The 16,077-nt window shown below is 66.6% G+C and carries 13 protein-coding genes; 8 read left to right on the forward strand and 5 right to left on the reverse strand.

All coding sequences use genetic code 11. The features are described 5' to 3' along the window. Window positions 1-72: 72 nt before the first annotated feature. Window positions 73-1,722 (forward strand): HNH endonuclease, encoded by a 1,650-nt coding sequence (locus AC5RW2_RS14470; RefSeq protein ID WP_494074088.1) that lies wholly within the window; start codon window positions 73-75, stop codon window positions 1,720-1,722. Between the two features lie 79 nt (window positions 1,723-1,801). Here AC5RW2_RS14470 and AC5RW2_RS14475 read toward each other — a convergent pair whose 3' ends face one another. Together AC5RW2_RS14475 and AC5RW2_RS14480 are read right to left on the reverse strand one after the other, a co-directional pair. After that, complete coding sequence (locus AC5RW2_RS14475; RefSeq protein WP_493963309.1) at window positions 1,802-3,478, reverse strand: thiamine pyrophosphate-dependent enzyme; 1,677 nt, start codon at window positions 3,476-3,478, stop codon at window positions 1,802-1,804. A gap of 455 nt (window positions 3,479-3,933) precedes the next feature. Further along, complete coding sequence (locus AC5RW2_RS14480; RefSeq protein WP_493963310.1) at window positions 3,934-4,212, reverse strand: DUF3040 domain-containing protein; 279 nt, start codon at window positions 4,210-4,212, stop codon at window positions 3,934-3,936. Between the two features lie 269 nt (window positions 4,213-4,481). Between AC5RW2_RS14480 and AC5RW2_RS14485 the strand changes: the two genes are divergently transcribed. The 4 genes from AC5RW2_RS14485 to AC5RW2_RS14500 all read left to right on the forward strand — a co-directional run bounded on the left by AC5RW2_RS14485 (window position 4,482) and on the right by AC5RW2_RS14500 (window position 8,434). Continuing rightward, complete coding sequence (locus AC5RW2_RS14485; RefSeq protein ID WP_493963311.1) at window positions 4,482-5,021, forward strand: gluconokinase; 540 nt, start codon at window positions 4,482-4,484, stop codon at window positions 5,019-5,021. 48 nt (window positions 5,022-5,069) lie between these two features. After that, the gene (locus tag AC5RW2_RS14490) at window positions 5,070-6,476 is read left to right on the forward strand and encodes a GntP family permease (protein ID WP_493963312.1); all 1,407 of its coding nucleotides are present in this window, start codon (window positions 5,070-5,072) and stop codon (window positions 6,474-6,476) included. Window positions 6,477-6,538: 62 nt separating this feature from the next. After that, window positions 6,539-7,312 carry an SDR family oxidoreductase gene (locus AC5RW2_RS14495; RefSeq protein WP_493950927.1) on the forward strand — a complete coding sequence of 258 codons (774 nt, stop codon included), beginning with the start codon at window positions 6,539-6,541 and terminating at the stop codon, window positions 7,310-7,312. 66 nt (window positions 7,313-7,378) lie between these two features. Continuing rightward, entirely contained in the window at window positions 7,379-8,434 is a 1,056-nt protein-coding gene (locus AC5RW2_RS14500) for an L-idonate 5-dehydrogenase (RefSeq protein WP_493963313.1), read from the forward strand. Window positions 8,435-8,455: 21 nt separating this feature from the next. On the opposite strand, the gene AC5RW2_RS14505 is transcribed toward AC5RW2_RS14500, so the two are convergent. Further along, window positions 8,456-9,181, reverse strand: coding sequence for a FadR/GntR family transcriptional regulator (locus tag AC5RW2_RS14505; protein ID WP_493963314.1), 726 nt, complete (start codon window positions 9,179-9,181; stop codon window positions 8,456-8,458). 366 nt (window positions 9,182-9,547) lie between these two features. Beyond that, window positions 9,548-10,555, reverse strand: a complete 1,008-nt coding sequence (locus AC5RW2_RS14510; RefSeq protein ID WP_493963315.1) for an NAD-dependent epimerase/dehydratase family protein — start codon at window positions 10,553-10,555, stop codon at window positions 9,548-9,550. 156 nt (window positions 10,556-10,711) lie between these two features. Between AC5RW2_RS14510 and AC5RW2_RS14515 the strand changes: the two genes are divergently transcribed. Next, window positions 10,712-11,371, forward strand: coding sequence for a pentapeptide repeat-containing protein (locus tag AC5RW2_RS14515; RefSeq protein ID WP_493963316.1), 660 nt, complete (start codon window positions 10,712-10,714; stop codon window positions 11,369-11,371). A 113-nt stretch (window positions 11,372-11,484) separates the two neighbouring features. Then, window positions 11,485-12,399 (forward strand): phosphodiesterase, encoded by a 915-nt coding sequence (locus AC5RW2_RS14520; RefSeq protein ID WP_493963492.1) that lies wholly within the window; start codon window positions 11,485-11,487, stop codon window positions 12,397-12,399. 59 nt (window positions 12,400-12,458) lie between these two features. Here the strand turns inward: AC5RW2_RS14520 and AC5RW2_RS14525 are convergent, their stop codons facing one another. Continuing rightward, window positions 12,459-14,063 carry a stealth conserved region 3 domain-containing protein gene (locus AC5RW2_RS14525; RefSeq protein ID WP_493963317.1) on the reverse strand — a complete coding sequence of 535 codons (1,605 nt, stop codon included), beginning with the start codon at window positions 14,061-14,063 and terminating at the stop codon, window positions 12,459-12,461. A gap of 438 nt (window positions 14,064-14,501) precedes the next feature. Here AC5RW2_RS14525 and AC5RW2_RS14530 point away from each other — a divergent pair, with 438 nt between their 5' ends. Further along, window positions 14,502-16,064, forward strand: coding sequence for a cation:proton antiporter (locus tag AC5RW2_RS14530; RefSeq protein ID WP_493963318.1), 1,563 nt, complete (start codon window positions 14,502-14,504; stop codon window positions 16,062-16,064). The last annotated feature ends 13 nt before the right edge of the window (window positions 16,065-16,077 follow it).

Here is a 16,077-nt window from a genome sequence, read left to right on the forward strand (position 1 = left end):
GACATGTTGGATTCGCCCGCACAACACCACCCGGAATGGCATGCCGCGGGCCGGCCGGCCCCAGCAGGCAGCGTGTCGACGGCCGGGACTGCCCCGGTTGGAGCGGCTGCAGTCAACGCGTTTGCCGGCTTCCTGGCGCATCTTGACCGTGACGTCTCCGATGCAGAACGGATCGAGCAGCTCACCGCGCTGGAGAACCTTAAAGACGCCGCTGCGGCCGCGCAGGCAACGGTTCAGGTCGGGCTGGATGAGTCCATCCGTGCCAGGCGCGCAGCGGCAGGGGTGCCGGAGGAGCGGCGCGGGCGGGGGATTGCGAAGCAGGTCGGGTTGGCGCGTCGGCAGTCACCGCACCGCGGCGGAATCCTGTTGGGCATGGCCAAGGTTCTGGTCAAAGAGATGCCGCACACCCTACATGCGTTAAAGGCCGGGGTGTTGAATGAGCGGCGGGCCCTCATCCTAGTCGGCGAAACGGCGTGCTTGACCCGTGAGGACCGAGCACAAGTGGATGAGGAACTGGCCGGAAACCCGGAACGCCTGCAGGGTCTGGGGGACAAGGCGTTGACGGCGGAAGCGCAGAGGATCGCCTACCGGTTGGACCCACATGCAGTGGTGAACCGGGCGGCGAAGGCAGAAGCCGACCGCCACGTTTCCTCCCGGCCGGAACCGGACACCATGGTCTCGGTCCGGACGCTGCTGCCGGTGGTCCAAGGCGTGGCAGTGATGGCCGCGCTGAACCGGGAGGCGGACCGGCTGCGCAATGCCGGAGATCCCAGATCCCGGGGGCAGGCGATGGCAGATACAGTGTTCGAGCGCCTCACCGGCCAGTCCACTGCCGATCCGGTGCGGCTGGAAGTGCAGGTAGTGATGACCGACCGGGCGCTGCTGCAAGGCGACAGCGAGCCAGCTTGGCTGACCGGCTATGGCATTGTTCCGGCACAGTACGCCCGCGACCTCATCCGCCTTCCACAAGACGCGCCGGAGAATGCCGGGTCGGCCGCAGCGCCCTCCCGGAGCGCGGCCCGGCCGCCAGATGGGCAGGCAGCGGCCGGGCCGCCGGACAGCAGGTTCGGACAGAAGGCGCCGCCGGCAGGAACCGAGCCGGGCTGGAAGACAGCACGTGAGGAAACCCGCCGCGCGAGGTTGAGAGCTCTCAGGGTCGGCGGGGTGGAGGACGTCTGGGTCCGGCGGCTCTACACCGCGCCGGGGACGGGGCAACTGCTGGGGATGGATTCGACCGCTCGAAAGTTTCCGGACGGGATGCGCCGGATGATCATGGCCCGCGACGCTACGTGCGCCGGTCCGTGGTGCGATGCGCCGATCCGACATATCGATCACATTGTTGCTTGGTCCGAAGGCGGAGAAACAACGCTGACCAATGGGCGAGGTCTCTGTGAGGCCTGCAACTACGCCAGAGAAGCAGAAGGCTGGTCCGCCCGAACCGTTGAGGGGCCGCTGCCCTGCGCGGAAACCACCACTCCGACTGGCCACGTCTACACATCCACCTCCCCACCCTTACCCGGCGCGACAACTCTGTATCCCAACACCGCCGAGATGGCGGCGTGGGAACCGGCCGAGGGCGAGAACAAAACAGACGCTGTAGCTGTTGAATCCCGACACATAGCTGGAGTCATCGGCAAGCAGGACAAGCGCACGGCGCGAAGCCGCCGACGCGTACGACTGATGCGGCGCCCTCGCACGGTGCGGGCCAGCCAAGTGGGTTGAACGCAGTTGCCCTCAGGTTAAAAAGCCGGTGGCCGGGACATGACGTCCTCGGCCACCGGCTTAGTCGCCCGGACCAGGCTCAGTAAGCCTTGACCCGCTGCTCAACCACCAAGTGGATCAATGCGAAGGTCTTGTCCTCATCAATGGCTTTCAGGGCAGCTTCAAGGGCGGCGGGCACATCGGCGTCGCGTTCAACCTTCACGCCGAAGCCACCGAAGGCCTGGGCCATCAGGGCGAAGTCGGGGTTCTTCAGCTGAGTGCCGGAGATGCGCTCGGGGTACCAGCGTTCCTGGTGGGTGCGGATGGTGCCGTATTCCTGGTTGTCCATAACGATGACCAGGGGGGTGGCGCCGTACTGGGCGGCGGTGGCCAGTTCCTGACCGTTCATCAGGAACTCGCCGTCGCCGGCGATGGTCACGACGCGGCGTCCGGGGTAGGCCAGCGATGCCGCGATGGCCGAGGGAACCGAGTAGCCCATGGAGCCGTTCCGTGCCGAGAGCATGGAGGGGTAGTCATGGGTGGGGAAGTAGCGGTGCGCCCAGTTGGTGTGCTCGCCGGCGCCCAGCGTGATCATGGCGTCGCGCGGCAGACCGCTGACCAGATTGGCCATCATGGTGTCCATCCGTGCCGGCCCGTCGGTGGGCTCAGCCGGCGGAAGGGCAGCAAACTTCTCCTGCTCGCCCCGCATGCGCTGGGTGAAGTCTTTCCACTCTTCCTTCAGCGGCAGGTCCATCATGACCAGGTCGCGGACAAACACGTCCGGTTTGGCCACGATCTGGTAGGAGACCGGGCCGGAGCGTCCGCGCAGCGATGGGTCGATGGTGACCAGGAAGTTTTTCTTGGACCAGTCCTGGCGGACCAGGAAGCCATCGGTGATGACGTCGCCCGGAACGGTGCCGACGAAGATCAGCAGGTCGGTTTCTTCGAGCAGGTCGTAGGTGGGCTTCGGCCGGCCGTAGCCGATCGGTCCTACGTAGGAGGGGGAGTCGAAGGGGATAGTGCCCTCGCAGCGCCACTCAACGGCAGCGGCAATGTTGTGCTCTTCGAGCCACGTGGTCAGCGTGCTGGCGCCTTCCTGCGTCCAGTCATTGCCTCCGACGACGAAGAGCGGCTTTTCGGCTTCCTTCAGGGCTGCCTGCAGCGCCTTCCAGTCGGTGACCGTCATGCCGCCCTGGGCAACGGGAATGACCGGATGCAGCGTGGCGTCGATTTCTTCGCGGATGACATCTTCCGGGAGGCCGACGACGACCGGACCCGGGCGGCCGCTGGTGGCAGCAAACATCGCTTCGGCGACGATCTCGGACGCGCGTTCGGGGTGGTCCAGAACCATGACGCGCTTGGCTCCGGTGTCAAACCAGGACTTGATGTCGAATTCCTGGAAGGCTTCGCGGTCGCGATGCGCGAAGGGGATCAGGCCCACGAACAGCACCATGGGTGTGGAGTCCTGCCAGGCGGTGTGCAAGCCGACGTGAGCATTGGCGGCGCCCGGCCCGCGGGTGACCATGGCGATGCCCGGCCGCTGGTTCATTTTTCCGTCAGCCTCGGCCATGTAGGCCGCGCCGCCTTCGTGCCGGCAGACGATGGTGTCGATGGTGGAGTTGTGGAGTCCGTCCAACACTTCCAGGTAGCTCTCGCCGGGAATGACATAGGTTCGTTCGACGCCGTGCGCAATCAGCGAATCGACAATGACATGTCCTGCCGATTTGCGGCCGGGCTGCTGCTCGGCTGCGACCGCTTCCTTTTGAACCTGTGTCACAGGAGACCTCTTTCACCTTTGAATCGAACTCAACCGCGGCATTCTTCTCGTGCGGATGCACGGTCCACGATGAATGCGCTTGAGCAAAAGTACATGATGACGTGTGTTATGACACCGTTCCTGTGACACGGCGAGGTAACGAACGTGACGTGGTTCGCATTAGCGGATTGAGGTTCTCCCGCCGGACAAGCTGAGCCCTCGTGCTGCGCCGGGGAATTGGGGATCCCGGAAAAGGGGCGAAAAGACCCGAGTCCAGCCGGTCTCAACAGCGTTGCACGCACAGCTGTGGCGGTTAGAGCGGATCTGCGGAGCCCGGCACCGGCGATTGGCAGGGCGCGGCGTGCATTTAGAGGTTGCGGTGACTGAGTGTCCAGAGGCGGCAGTGCCTAAGTGTCCAGAGGTGAAGGCACCTACGTTCTCAGAGCGGCGGTGCCCAAGTGTCCAAGGGTCGGTGCTCAGAGGCGGCGGTGGCGGGACATGAACCCGACGCTGCCTCGGATGGCGCCCGCCGCGAGAGCGATCAGTCCCAGCATGGCCAGAACCAGTGAATTGCCCGCGATGCCGATGAACAACAGGAGGGCACCGGCAACGGCCCACAGGGTTCCGGCGCTGAAGGCATGGCCGAAGACCATGACACTGCGAGCAGATAGGGAGCGGGCGAGGCGGGGATCATCGTTTTCAAGTTCATGCCCCAGCTTGTCTAGGCGCTGCTTTTCTTCATCCGATAGGGACATTCCGGCCTCCTGGAGTTCTCGGCGCCGCAGATGGTGCCGCGCCGGACACCGTGTATTAGACCAATCTAGCCGCGGGACGCAGTCTGCGGTACGGGTCGGAGCAAGCGAGGGCCGATTCGTTACGATCCGGGGTCCCCCACCTTCATTGAGGCTTCCTCTTTTGCTGGAGCCTGTCAGCCAGTGGTACCTTGTTCCGGATAAATCTGATTTATTGGCGAGAGATTAGTCACCAAATCAGATGTAATGATGCGTCTGAGGAGTTCTGCCACATGTCTCTGCAATATCCCCCATTGGTGGTGATGGGTGTCCAAGGATGCGGAAAATCCACCGTGGGTGCCGCCGTCGCAAAGCATCTGGGTCTGGAATTCATCGACGGCGACGATCTGCACAGCGCCGCCAACAAGGAAAAGATGGCCTCCGGGCATCCACTCACCGACGTGGACCGGCACCCGTGGCTGTCCGCCATTGGCCAGGCCATGGCAGACAAGTTGGCGGAGGGAACCACCGCGGTCGTTGCCTGCTCCGCATTGAAGCGCAGCTACCGCGACCTCATTCGCTCTTTCGCGCCCGGGGCCAGGTTCATCCACCTCACCGGCACCCGCGAGTTGATCGCCGCACGGATTAGCGGCCGCGACCACGAATACATGCCGCCAACCTTGCTGGATTCGCAGTTTCAGACCCTGGAGGCGCTCGCCGACGACGAGGCGGGGCTGGTAGTGCCCGTCACCGATTCGCCGGAGGAAATTGCCGTGCGGGTGGAGAACTATCTGCGGGAAACACGCGGCTCCACCGGCTCCACCGGCGCCTAAAGCTCAACCCACAACTAAACGGATAACCATCCGACATAACGAAGGACGATGATGACCGAACTCGAGCTCAACTGGACGTTGAGCACGCCCGGCCTCTTGCTTGTCGCCGTGGCAGCCATAGCGCTGCTGCTGGTGCTGATCATGCGGTTCCGGGTGCATGCATTCCTGTCGCTGATTATTGTCAGCCTGCTCACTGCCGTGGCCACCGGCATCCCGGCCGCGGACATCATGCCGACCCTGTTGGGCGGCTTTGGCGGGACGCTGGCCAGCGTCGCCCTTCTTGTTGGCTTGGGCGCCATGCTGGGCCGCATGCTGGAGGTTTCCGGCGGCGCGGAGGTGATGACGCAGGCACTGATTAAGCGTTTCGGCGAGAAGCGCGCGCCGCTGGCGCTGTCCATGGCGTCGCTGCTGTTTGGCTTCCCGATCTTCTTCGACGCCGGCCTGGTAGTCATGCTGCCGATCATCTTCACCGTGGCGCGCCGCCTGGGCGGCTCGCTGCTGTTCTACGCCTTCCCCGCCGCCACGGCGTTCTCAGTGATGCACATCTTCGTGCCGCCGCACCCGGGCCCGGTGGCCGCCACCGGCCTGCTCGGCGCCGACGTCGGACTGGTCCTGGTTTTGGGCATCATCGTGGCAATTCCTACGTGGTACGTGGTGGGCTACCTGTTCGGCCGCTTCCTGGGCCGCCGGTTCGACATCCCCGTGCCGGACATCCTGGATGCTCCGAAGGGTTCGGTAGAGTCCGAGTTCCGCTCCGCCCCGAAGCTCGGCACGATCTTCTTCCTGCTGCTGCTGCCGCTGGTGCTGATCTTCCTGAACACCGGCCTGAACATGCTGGCCACAGCCAAGGTGGTTTCGCTCGAGGACACTTGGGTGCAGATCCTGCGCATGCTGGGCGAAACCCCGGTTGCGCTGCTGATCACCGTGCTCCTGGCCATGTGGCTGCTGGGCAGCCGCCAGGGCAAGGAACGCAGCCTGATTGAAACCGTGGTGGACAGCGCGCTGGGCCCGGTCTGCTCGATCATCCTGATCACCGGCGCCGGTGGCATGTTCGGCGGCGTGCTGCGCTCGAGCGGCATCGGTAACGCGATCGCCGACTCGCTGGACGCGATCGGCTTGCCGATTATTGTGGCTGGCTTCGTCATTGCGGCCGTGGTCCGCGTTGCACAGGGCTCCGCCACGGTGGCACTGACCACGGCTGCCGCGCTGGTCCAGCCGGTAGTGATGGGCAATCCGGAATACAACCCTGTGGAACTGGCCGCCATTGTGCTGGCGCTGGCCGCGGGTTCGGTCTTCGCCGGCCATGTGAACGACTCGGGCTTCTGGCTGGTCAGCCGGTTCTTCCAGATGGACACTAAGACCACGCTGAAGACCTGGACCGTGGGCCAGGCTCTGGTGGGCGTCGTCGGCTTCGTGCTGGCGCTGGCCATCTTCCTGATCGCCACAAATTTCTAGTACTACCTTGAGCATCATGGACGGGGCGGCTTCGGCCGTCCCGTCCGCATTTGGAGAGATCAATGACTGTGAACCTGTTCGATATTTCCTCCCGGGTGGCCCTGGTGACCGGCTCCAGCCGCGGGATCGGCAAGGCCATTGCCCGCGGGCTGGCCGCCGCCGGCGCCGTCGTGGTGCTCAACGGGCTGGACGAGGAACGGCTGGAAGGCACCCGGGCGGAACTGGCGGCGGAGTTCGGCGAGGACAAGATTTTTGCGCGCGCTTTTGACGTCACCGATGCGCAGGCAGCGGCCGACGGCGTGGCCTGGGTCGAGCGCGAAGTGGGACCTCTGTGGGTGCTGGTCAACAATGCCGGCGTCCAGCACCGGGTCCCGATGCTGGACCTGGAAGTGGAGGACTGGGAACGCGTTCTGCGAACCAATCTAACCAGTGCGTTCCTCGTGGGCCGCGAGGCCGCTCGACACATGATTGAACGCGGCGCGGGGAAGATCATCAACATCGCTTCGGTGCAGACCGACCTGGCCCGTCCGACGATCGCCCCGTACACGGCCTCCAAGGGCGGCATCCGCAACCTGACCCGCGCGATGACCGCCGAGTGGGCGGCCGAGGGGCTGCAGATCAACGCGATCGCCCCGGGCTACATCCACACCGAAATGACCCAGAAACTGGTCGACGACGAGGCGTTCAACAGCTGGATCCTGGGCCGGACCCCCGCACACCGCTGGGGCACGGTGGAGGACATCGTGGGCCCGGCCATCTGGCTGGCGTCCGACGCGTCCAACTTTGTCAACGGCCAGGTGGTCTTCATCGACGGCGGTATGACCACCGTCGTCTGACCGGCGAGCGAAGCACCCAAGGCGGCGCACCGCCGTCGTACTTTTTCAGATTGAAAGGCAGTTCCGATGACAACCCTTCCCACGCAGTCCCTTGGCGTTGTGGCCCACGCGGCCGGCGACCTGCGGGTTGAACCGGTGGCGCTGGCGCCCGCCCGGCCGGACGAGGCAGTGGTGGAAATTGCGTACGGCGGGATCTGCGGCTCCGACCTGCACTACTGGCAGCACGGCGCGGCCGGCGAATCCATCCTGAAAGCGCCGATGCTTCTGGGCCACGAAGTGGTGGGCACCGTGGCGGCGGCTGCGGCCGACGGCAGCGGCCCGGCGGCGGGCACCGCGGTGGCCGTGCACCCGGCAACGCCCGGTCCGGGAGACGGCTCCAAGTACCCGTCGGACCGCCCCAACCTGTCCCCGGGCTGCACCTACCTGGGCAGTGCCGCGCGATTCCCGCACACCGAGGGAGCGTTCGCGCGCTACATCAACTTGCCCACCCGGATGCTGCGCGCGCTGCCGGAAAACCTGCCGCTGCGCCGGGCCGCCCTGGTGGAGCCGGCCAGCGTGGCCTGGCATGCGGTCTCGCGGGCCGGAGACGTGGCTGGCAAGCGGGTGCTGGTGATCGGCTGCGGGCCGATCGGTGCGCTGATCATCGCCGTGCTGAAGCGGGCCGGCGCGGCAGAGATCGTCGCAGTCGACATGCACGAGAAGCCGCTGGAGATCGCGTGCGAAGTCGGTGCAAGCAGGACGCTGCTGGCCACCGACGCAGAGGCGATCGCTGGGGTCGAGGCGGACGTTTGCCTGGAGTCCTCCGGCAACCACTACGGCTTGGCATCGGCGGTGCGCGGCGCTGCCCGCGGCGGCCGCGTGGTGATGGTGGGGCTGCTGCCGTCGGGTGAGCAGCCGGCGCTGATTTCGCTGGCCATTACGCGCGAGCTGGAACTGGTGGGATCCTTCCGCTTCAACGACGAGATCGACGAAGTCATTGCGGCGCTGGCCGACGGGTCGCTTTACGCGGATCCGGTGATGACGCACGAATACGCCGCGGCCGATGCGCTGGAGGCGTTCGGGATGGCGCGGGACTCGTCGCAGAGCGGCAAGGTGCTGCTGCGCTTCAACGACGCGGAGTAGCAGGCAGACCGGCCGGCCGGTCTAGGCCCCGGCTTCTTCGAACAGCCGGGGCTCGTCTTCCCAGACGCTGCGGACTTCCTCGATGGTCCGGCGCATGATCTGGTCCATCGCTTGCCGGGCGGCTTCGGGCCGGCCGGACTGGATGGCGTTCGCCACGTCCACGTGCAGCTGCAGCGCTTCTTCGTGCGGGTGAGCGGGCATCAGCCCGTAATCGGTCCGGCCGCGGAGCACCTCGGCGATCATGGAGTGCATCTGCGCGAACATCTCGTTGCCGGAGGCCGCCAAGACCAGCGCGTGGTACTGGATGTCCAGCTCCAGGAATTGCTGCAGATCGCCGGCCCGGCCCACCGCGCGCATCTTTGCGGCGATGGCCATGAGCTCTGCGGACATCTCCTCGGGGGAGTGCTGGGCCGCCAGTTCGGCGGCAGCAGGCTCGACGGCGGAGCGCAGCTCCGTGAGCGAGCGCAACTGGATGCCCTTGCCTTCTGCCGCCAGCCGCCAGCGGATGACTGACGGGTCGAACTTGTTCCAGCGCTCGGGCGGCAGCACACGGATGCCAATCCGCTTGACCGACTCCACCAGGCCCAGCGACTGCAGCACGCGCACGCCCTCGCGCATCACGGAGCGCGAGACCCCTAGCTCGGACTCGAAGTGCTCGGAATGCGTGGTGGCACCGGCCGGCAGTTCGCCCGAGACAATACGCTTGCCGAGCGTCTCGATGACGAGGCTGTGCAGGCGCGAACTCATGCGGGCCGAAAGGTAGCGGTCACCCGCTCATTGTAGGGTGGTCCGCCGTCCGCGTCCCTGCTTGTTGCCGCATGTCGCCGCGAGCTAGGGCCCGCGCGGCGGAACCATCGGCCCGGGATCGGGGAACGGGCCAGGCCCGGGATCCGGCGGCGCCAAGGGATCCGGATTTGGCTCCGGCGGCGCCATGGGGTCCGGGTTCGGCTCCGGCGGGAACGGCGGGTTGGGCCGGGGCTGGTTCGGATCGGGCCTGGGATCCGGCGGCGGGGGAATCGTCACGGTAGCCTCCTAGGGAAGCGGCGGGCCCGTCGGCCTGCTGTCCTGTCACGCTACAACTGCAGCCGGGACGTCTCAAGGGTCCGCGCCTCCTCACGTGCGAGGGTGCGCGATGGTCAGCAGCCGGCGCTCCTCGTCCGGTGTCAGTCCGGCGTTGCGTGGGCGGTCGGGGCCGGTTGCCAATTCCCAGTTCAGAATGTCGGCCAGTGTCTCTGCCAGAGGGCGCAAGGCCAGACCGGCCGTTTTGGCTGCCGCGTTGCTGCGGGACATGAAACCGGCGTAGTCGGGCAGCGGCAGCCAGAGCGGCAGGGACCGCTGGCCAGCCCACGGGTTGACGTCGGCTGCCGCCAACTCCTCCTGGTCCAGCATGAGGACCGGACCGGTATGGCCCGCAACGCCTCGGGCAACCTCCAGATGCTCGGCCAGCGCTAGGACGTCGCCCACGGCATTGAACTCCCCGGTCAGCTGCTGTTCCGCTGAAGCGACCAGCCAAGCCGCGAGGTCGCGGGCGTCGATGACCTGGGCGTCCAACCCTGGTGCATCGGGGACGAGGACGGAGCCGTCGTCGGCAACGGGCCGGGCGAAACGCAGCGGCCAATAACCGGTGCGGTCGGTGAGGTCGCCGGGGCCGGCGATCAGGCCCGGCCGGACGACCAGGCTCCGGTCGGGACCGAACGCGTTCCGGGCGGTGTCCTCGCAGGCGACCTTCGCCTCGCCGTAGACGTCCGGCGTGGTCATCACGTCGGACTCCAGGGGCGGCAGCAATCCGGCGGTTTCGTCGGCACCCGGGCTGCCGTGGTCGGCGTAGACACTGCAGGAGGACACGAAGGTGAAATGCCCGGCCGTGTCGGCCAGTGCAGCCACGGCTCGGCGGACTTGGCCAGGCTGACGGGAAACATCGAGCACGGCATCCCAGCGCTGTTCCGCGACGGCGTGCAGACCGTCCGGGGCGTCTCGGTCGGCACGAACCAGCCGTGCCCCTGCGGGAACCGATCCGGAGGTGCCGCGGGCCAGACAGGTGACCTGGTGGCCGCGGCGCAGCGCTTCGGCGGCGATTTCATGTCCTAGCCAGGCGGTGCCGCCCAGAATGAGAATCTGCATGCTGCCATCGAACACGTGTTTGGCGTTGAGCGCACCCGTTATACGCCCGGCGCAGAGAACAACGGCGCCGAGAGCAACACTGTCAATGCCGGCCGGAGATCTTCTGAGCGCACCGGCAAGCCTCCCGGCCGGAGAGCTCTCAGCTATGCTCCGAGGATGGCTAGACCGGACGATTTCACCCCGCGTATCGATGCCCCGGACCTGGGGCAATTGACCGACGGCGATGCGTCGGCCTTGGCGCCGGAGCGGCGCGTGACCGGCCTGCGGTTCGCCGGCGCAGAGCTGGACGGCCGGCGCCTGGCCGGTGTCTCGTTCACCGAGTGCACGCTTCAAGATGTCTCGGTGGACGGTGCCGACTTGCGGGCAGCGGGCTTCGTGGACGTAGCGATCGAGCGGTTGAACGCTCCGGTGTTCAGTGCTCCCCGCTCGCTGTTCCGGCGGGTGGTGGTTGACGGTTCACGGTTCGGGTCAGCCGAGGTGTACGAGTCCGAGTGGGAGTCGGTAGAGTTCCGCAACTGCAAACTGGGCTACGTGAACCTGCGCGGAGCGGAACTGCAGGACGTGCTGTTCACCGGCTGCATCCTGGACGAACTGGATCTTGGCGGTGCTGCTGCCCACCGATTGGCCTTTGCCGACAGCCGGGTGCGGCGGCTGGACCTGACCGCGGCGAAGCTGAAGCATGTTGATCTGCGGGGCTTGGAAATGCAAGAACTGGCCGGGCTGGAAGGCCTGCGCGGGGCGGCCATGACGCCCGTCCAGATCAGTGATCTCGCTCCCTTGTTCGCGGCGCACTTCGGCATCGTGGAAAAAACGTAGCTGGAATATGTGTAATTGCCGCGTCAAATTCACCCACAGTTCAGCATTTTTCTGTTTGTATGGTTTGTAGTGAACCGGACAGCACACGTCAGGCGAGCAGCAGAAGGTAGATGATGGACCTCCGTCAGGCCGAGCATCCACGGCCCAACCACTTCCTACTCCATATCAGTGACACGCATTTGGTGGGAGGCGACGGCCGGCTTTACGGAGCGGTGGACAGCGAAGCCAGACTGGGGCAGATCTTCGAGGATCTGCAAGACTCCGGTTCCCGGCCCGAAGCCCTGATCTTTACCGGCGACTTGGCGGACAAGGGTGAGCCGGAGGCCTACGCCAGACTGCGAAGAATCGTAGAACCGGCGGCGGTGAACCTCGGCGCCCAGGTGATCTGGGCGATGGGCAACCACGACGACCGCTCCGGGCTGAAGACCATGCTGCTGGACGAGCCCGCCAGCGCCGAACCGTTGGACCGGGTGTACGACGTCAACGGCCTGCGGGTGATGACGTTGGATTCAACCGTTCCGGGTGCACATTACGGCAAGCTGGAGGACGAGCAGCTGCAGTGGCTGGCCGACGAACTGGCCGAGCCCGCACCGCACGGAACCATCCTGGCCATGCACCACCCGCCGGTGCCCAGCGTGCAGGACCTGGCGGTGTTGGTGGAGTTGCGCGGCCAAGCCGAGCTGGCCGAGGTGCTGCGCGGCAGCGACGTGACCGGGATCATCGCCGGCCACCTGCACTACTCCACCACCGCCACGTTCGCCGGCATCCCGGTGTCCGTCGCCTCGGCAACCTGTTACACCCAGGACCTGGCCGCCGACGCCGGCAGCACCCGCGGCCGGGATGCCGCGCAGGCCTACAACATGGTCCACGTCTACGAGGACACAGTGGTCCATTCCGTGGTTCCGGCCCGCGGAGGGCTGCCGGTCGGACGGCAGGTCACCGCGGCGGAGACCCGGCAGCGGCTGGAGGACGCCGCCGTCGTTATTCCCGACGCCGTGCGGCCGGGCCGGATTCCGGCCCACCACTGACCGACGAAACCCCCGGACGAATCCGCCCCCCGGCCTGACATCGGGAGCCGAGAGGCTTTCTAGGCGGCCGGCTGCTTCTCCCACGGTGCGGGGAGCGGGAAGTAGCGGGCCAAGAAGTCGGTGACCACGCGCTGGCGTTCCTCGGCCGGGACCTCCGGGAAGCTGCCGTCATTAAGGCAGAAGAAGTCCCGGTTGCGCTTCTGCAGCAGCCTCTCCAGTTTCGCCAAGCCGGAATACATGGTGGTGTCCACGTAGCTGACCTTAGCGCCCGGATTCGTCACTGCCCGGCCGGTCAGCAGCGCGTAGTAGTGGTACAGCGAGTTGGTCACCGAGATGTTGTCCTTGGCGCGGAACCGGCTGGCCGCGGTGGACTTGAACTCGTCGGCGAATTCTTCCTCCATCTCCAGCAGCACGGATTTGCGCAGCGGCGCCGCGCAGTGCTCCAGATGCCTGGTGGTGATCCGGCCGAAGCGATCGTACAGCAGCTTGCGGTTCACCCGGGCCGCGTTTTCGAAACCGGAGCGGTCCAGATGGTTGTCGCCAAGCCCGATCCGGGTGTCGGCCTCCACGAATTTGGTGATCCCGCCGGGGGAGAAGAACATGTCCGGGCCTACCGGCCGGCCAAAGAACATGTCGTCGTTGGAATAGAGGAAGTGCTCACCCAGGCCCTCGATGTGCTGGAGCTGCGCCTCGATCGCCTGCGAGTTAAAGACCGGGAGCACCGACGCGTCGCGGAAGTGCTCCGCGCTGCGCACCACCTGGATGTCCGGGTGCTCCGCGTCCAGCCAGTCCGGCAGGGGCGAGTCGGTGCAGATAAAGATGCGCCGGATCCAGGGCGCGAACATGTACACCGAGCGCAGCGCATACCGCAGTTCGTCGATCTGGCGGAAGCGCGCATCGGCGTCGTCGCCTTCGCCCACCACCGCGTTTTCCATGAAGCTGTTGCGGTATCGCTGGTACTCGCGGTTGTTCCCGTCCACCCAGGAAAAAACGATGTCGATCTCGAAGTCGATGTCCGTGGCATGGTCGGCGAACATGTTCTCGATGGTCGGCCAGCGGTGCCCGTAGCGTTCCACCTCGCCGCGGACCGCCTCCGCGGCTGGCAGCGTGCGCCGGGTCAGCGAGTTTTCGATCGGCAGGTGGATCAGCCCGTTGTCCCAGCGCCACAGCTCCACCTGCACACCGGTGCCCTGGCCGTAGCGCAGCCCGCCGGTCGGCTCGATCCGCGGGCGGTACAGCCGGATGGCCCGCGCCTGGTCGCCCTCGGCGAGCTCGCCGTCCGCCACCAGCCGGGCGGTCTTCTTCTTCGCGTCCATGGTCAGCGAATAGAACGGCTCGTCCGCGCAGGCCGCCAGCAGGGCCGCGCGCAGCCCGTCGCGCTGTTCCCAGTTCACCGCCATCACCGGCCGGGCGTCGTTGCCGCGCACCAACAGGTAGGGAATCTGCGCTTGGTCAAGGACCCTGCGGACAAACAGCAGGTCCTCCACCATCGCCTGGTGCGGGGTGAGGGACGTGTTGACCAGCGCGTAAACGCCCTTGACCTTGACCACATCGGGGCGCTCGGTGAGGCGCACGACGGTGGCGGGCGAGGTGATCTCGACCGCAGCCTCGGGAGCGCGGTCGGGTTCGGGCTCGGCGTAGAACGCGTCCTGTGGTGCAGGCATGGTGGTCATTGAACCTCCGGAAGTTGGCGGCGCCAGCCGGCAGCCGGGCTGGTGCCACCCGTGGTAGAACGTGGGCGGGCGGGAATTGCAGGCGCTGCCGTGAGGACGGCGGCGGCGCAGGTGTCAGTGGGGGACCATACTGCGACGGTACATCGACTTAGACCTGCCCGTGGACGCGGTCGCGGACCGGCCCGCTGCCGGCAGGCGGGACCGAGCCCCGCCGGGCAGCAGCATGTTTCCGCTGAGCTCACGGCTCACGGGGGCGACATCGGTGGGCATGGAATCACTTTCTCACCGGCACCGGTTGGCCACAAGGGCCCATCCCGGCTGAGGTTCAGGGCCTGCGGGCGTCCGGTGCGGCGCTGTAGATTTGGAGCACCCGGAACCGCGTCCACAGACCCGGCTCATCCTCAGCACCACCTCGACGGAAGCGGGACAGTGGACCAACTGGCACTCATTATCGGACTGCTCTTTGCCACGGTGGTGGCCGTCGGCCTCGGCGAAAGGCTGCGGCTGCCCTACCCGGTGCTGATGCTGCTGCTGGCGGTTGCCTTGACCTTCATTCCGGGGTTTCCGCAAATCCACATTGTCCCGGAGCTGATCCTCCCGCTTTTCCTGCCGCCGCTGCTCTACGCCACCGCGCAGCGCAGCTCCTGGGCGGTTTTCCGGATCCGCTGGCGCACCATCGTCCTGCTGGCGGTGGCCCTGGTGGCGGTGACCACGGCGGTGGCGGCCGGGGCGGCGTGGCTGATGATCGGCAGCATCGGCATCCCGGCAGCCATTGCGCTGGGCGCCGTGATGGCGCCGCCCGACCCCGTGGCGGTGGAATCCGTTGCCGGACGCGTCCACATGCCGCGGCGGCTGATCACGGTGCTGCAGAGCGAGGGCCTGTTCAACGATGCCGCGGCGATCGTGATCTTCCAGGCCGCTGTGGGAGCGTCACTGTCCGGCAGCGACATCGGCGTGGGACTGTTGCTCCACTTCCTGCTGGGGGCCGCCATCGCCGTCGCGCTTGGCATTCTGATGGGCTGGATCACCATGATGATGACCCATTTCGTCACGGCGCTGGTGGCCCGCAGTGCCATTACGCTGGTGGTGCCCTTTGCCGCCTACATCCTGGCCGAAGAACTTCACGCATCCGGCGTGGTGGCGGTGGTGGTGACCGCGCTGGAGATTCAACGGCGTTCCCGGCCGCAGGATGCCGCCGAGCGGGTCACCCGCCGGGCGTTCTGGGACGTGGTGGAACTGCTGGCCACCGGCTTGGCCTTTGGCCTGATGGGGCTGGAGATCCGGCAGGTGGTCGCGGAGGAAGGCACCGCCGTCTTCGGCATGCTCGGCCTGGCCGTCACCGTGTGCGTCTTGGTGATCGCGGTGCGGTTCCTGTGGATGGCCGGGCTGGCGTGGCTGTCCCGCGGCAAGGACGACGCGCTGCCGCCGACCTCGACCAAGGACGTGCTGATCCTGACCTGGTGCGGCATGCGCGGGCTCGCCACGTTGGCGCTGGCGCTGGCCATCCCGGTGACGTTGCCGGACGGCACGGCCTTCGCGGGCCGGCACGAGATCCTTGTGGTTGCCTGCGCCGTGCTGCTGGCCACGTTGGTGCTGCCCGGCCTGACCCTGCCATGGTTGATGCGCGTGTTGAAGGCCCAGGACGGCGGCACCGAAGAACATGAAGCGGCGCGTGTCTTGGCCGGCCGGGCGCAGGAGGCTGCCATCGCCGCGCTTCACGACTCCGAGCTGATGAAGGATCTGCCGGCGGAAAAAGTTGAGGCGGTCAAGCAGCGGATGCACCGGCTGGGCAGCGACCTGCTGCATGCTGCCGGAGGCAAGCAGCCGAAGTCGCGCAAGGCGGGCCGCGAGGTGCTGGTCACCGCCCAGACGATTGCGCTGAATGCCGCCCGGCAGGAGGTGGTGGCGGCGCGCAGCGAACCGGACATGGATCCGGAGGTCGTTGACCGCGTGCTGCGGCAACTGGACCTGCGGACCATCTCCATCCGCTGAAACCACGACGGCG

It is taken from the genome of Arthrobacter sp. B0316-1-20 (assembly GCF_059091865.1).

Bases quoted from the DNA above. Each gene is read 5' to 3' on its own strand.
- AC5RW2_RS14520 (WP_493963492.1), top strand. From the start codon at position 11,485: ATGGACCTCCGTCAGGCCGAGCATCCACGGCCCAACCACTTCCTACTC.
- AC5RW2_RS14490 (WP_493963312.1), top strand. From the start codon at position 5,070: ATGATGACCGAACTCGAGCTCAACTGGACGTTGAGCACGCCCGGCCTC.
- AC5RW2_RS14525 (WP_493963317.1), bottom strand. From the start codon at position 14,063: ATGCCTGCACCACAGGACGCGTTCTACGCCGAGCCCGAACCCGACCGC.
- AC5RW2_RS14495 (WP_493950927.1), top strand. From the start codon at position 6,539: ATGACTGTGAACCTGTTCGATATTTCCTCCCGGGTGGCCCTGGTGACC.
- AC5RW2_RS14515 (WP_493963316.1), top strand. From the start codon at position 10,712: ATGGCTAGACCGGACGATTTCACCCCGCGTATCGATGCCCCGGACCTG.
- AC5RW2_RS14505 (WP_493963314.1), bottom strand. From the start codon at position 9,181: ATGAGTTCGCGCCTGCACAGCCTCGTCATCGAGACGCTCGGCAAGCGT.
- AC5RW2_RS14485 (WP_493963311.1), top strand. From the start codon at position 4,482: ATGTCTCTGCAATATCCCCCATTGGTGGTGATGGGTGTCCAAGGATGC.
- AC5RW2_RS14480 (WP_493963310.1), bottom strand. From the start codon at position 4,212: ATGTCCCTATCGGATGAAGAAAAGCAGCGCCTAGACAAGCTGGGGCAT.
- AC5RW2_RS14500 (WP_493963313.1), top strand. From the start codon at position 7,379: ATGACAACCCTTCCCACGCAGTCCCTTGGCGTTGTGGCCCACGCGGCC.
- AC5RW2_RS14510 (WP_493963315.1), bottom strand. From the start codon at position 10,555: ATGCAGATTCTCATTCTGGGCGGCACCGCCTGGCTAGGACATGAAATC.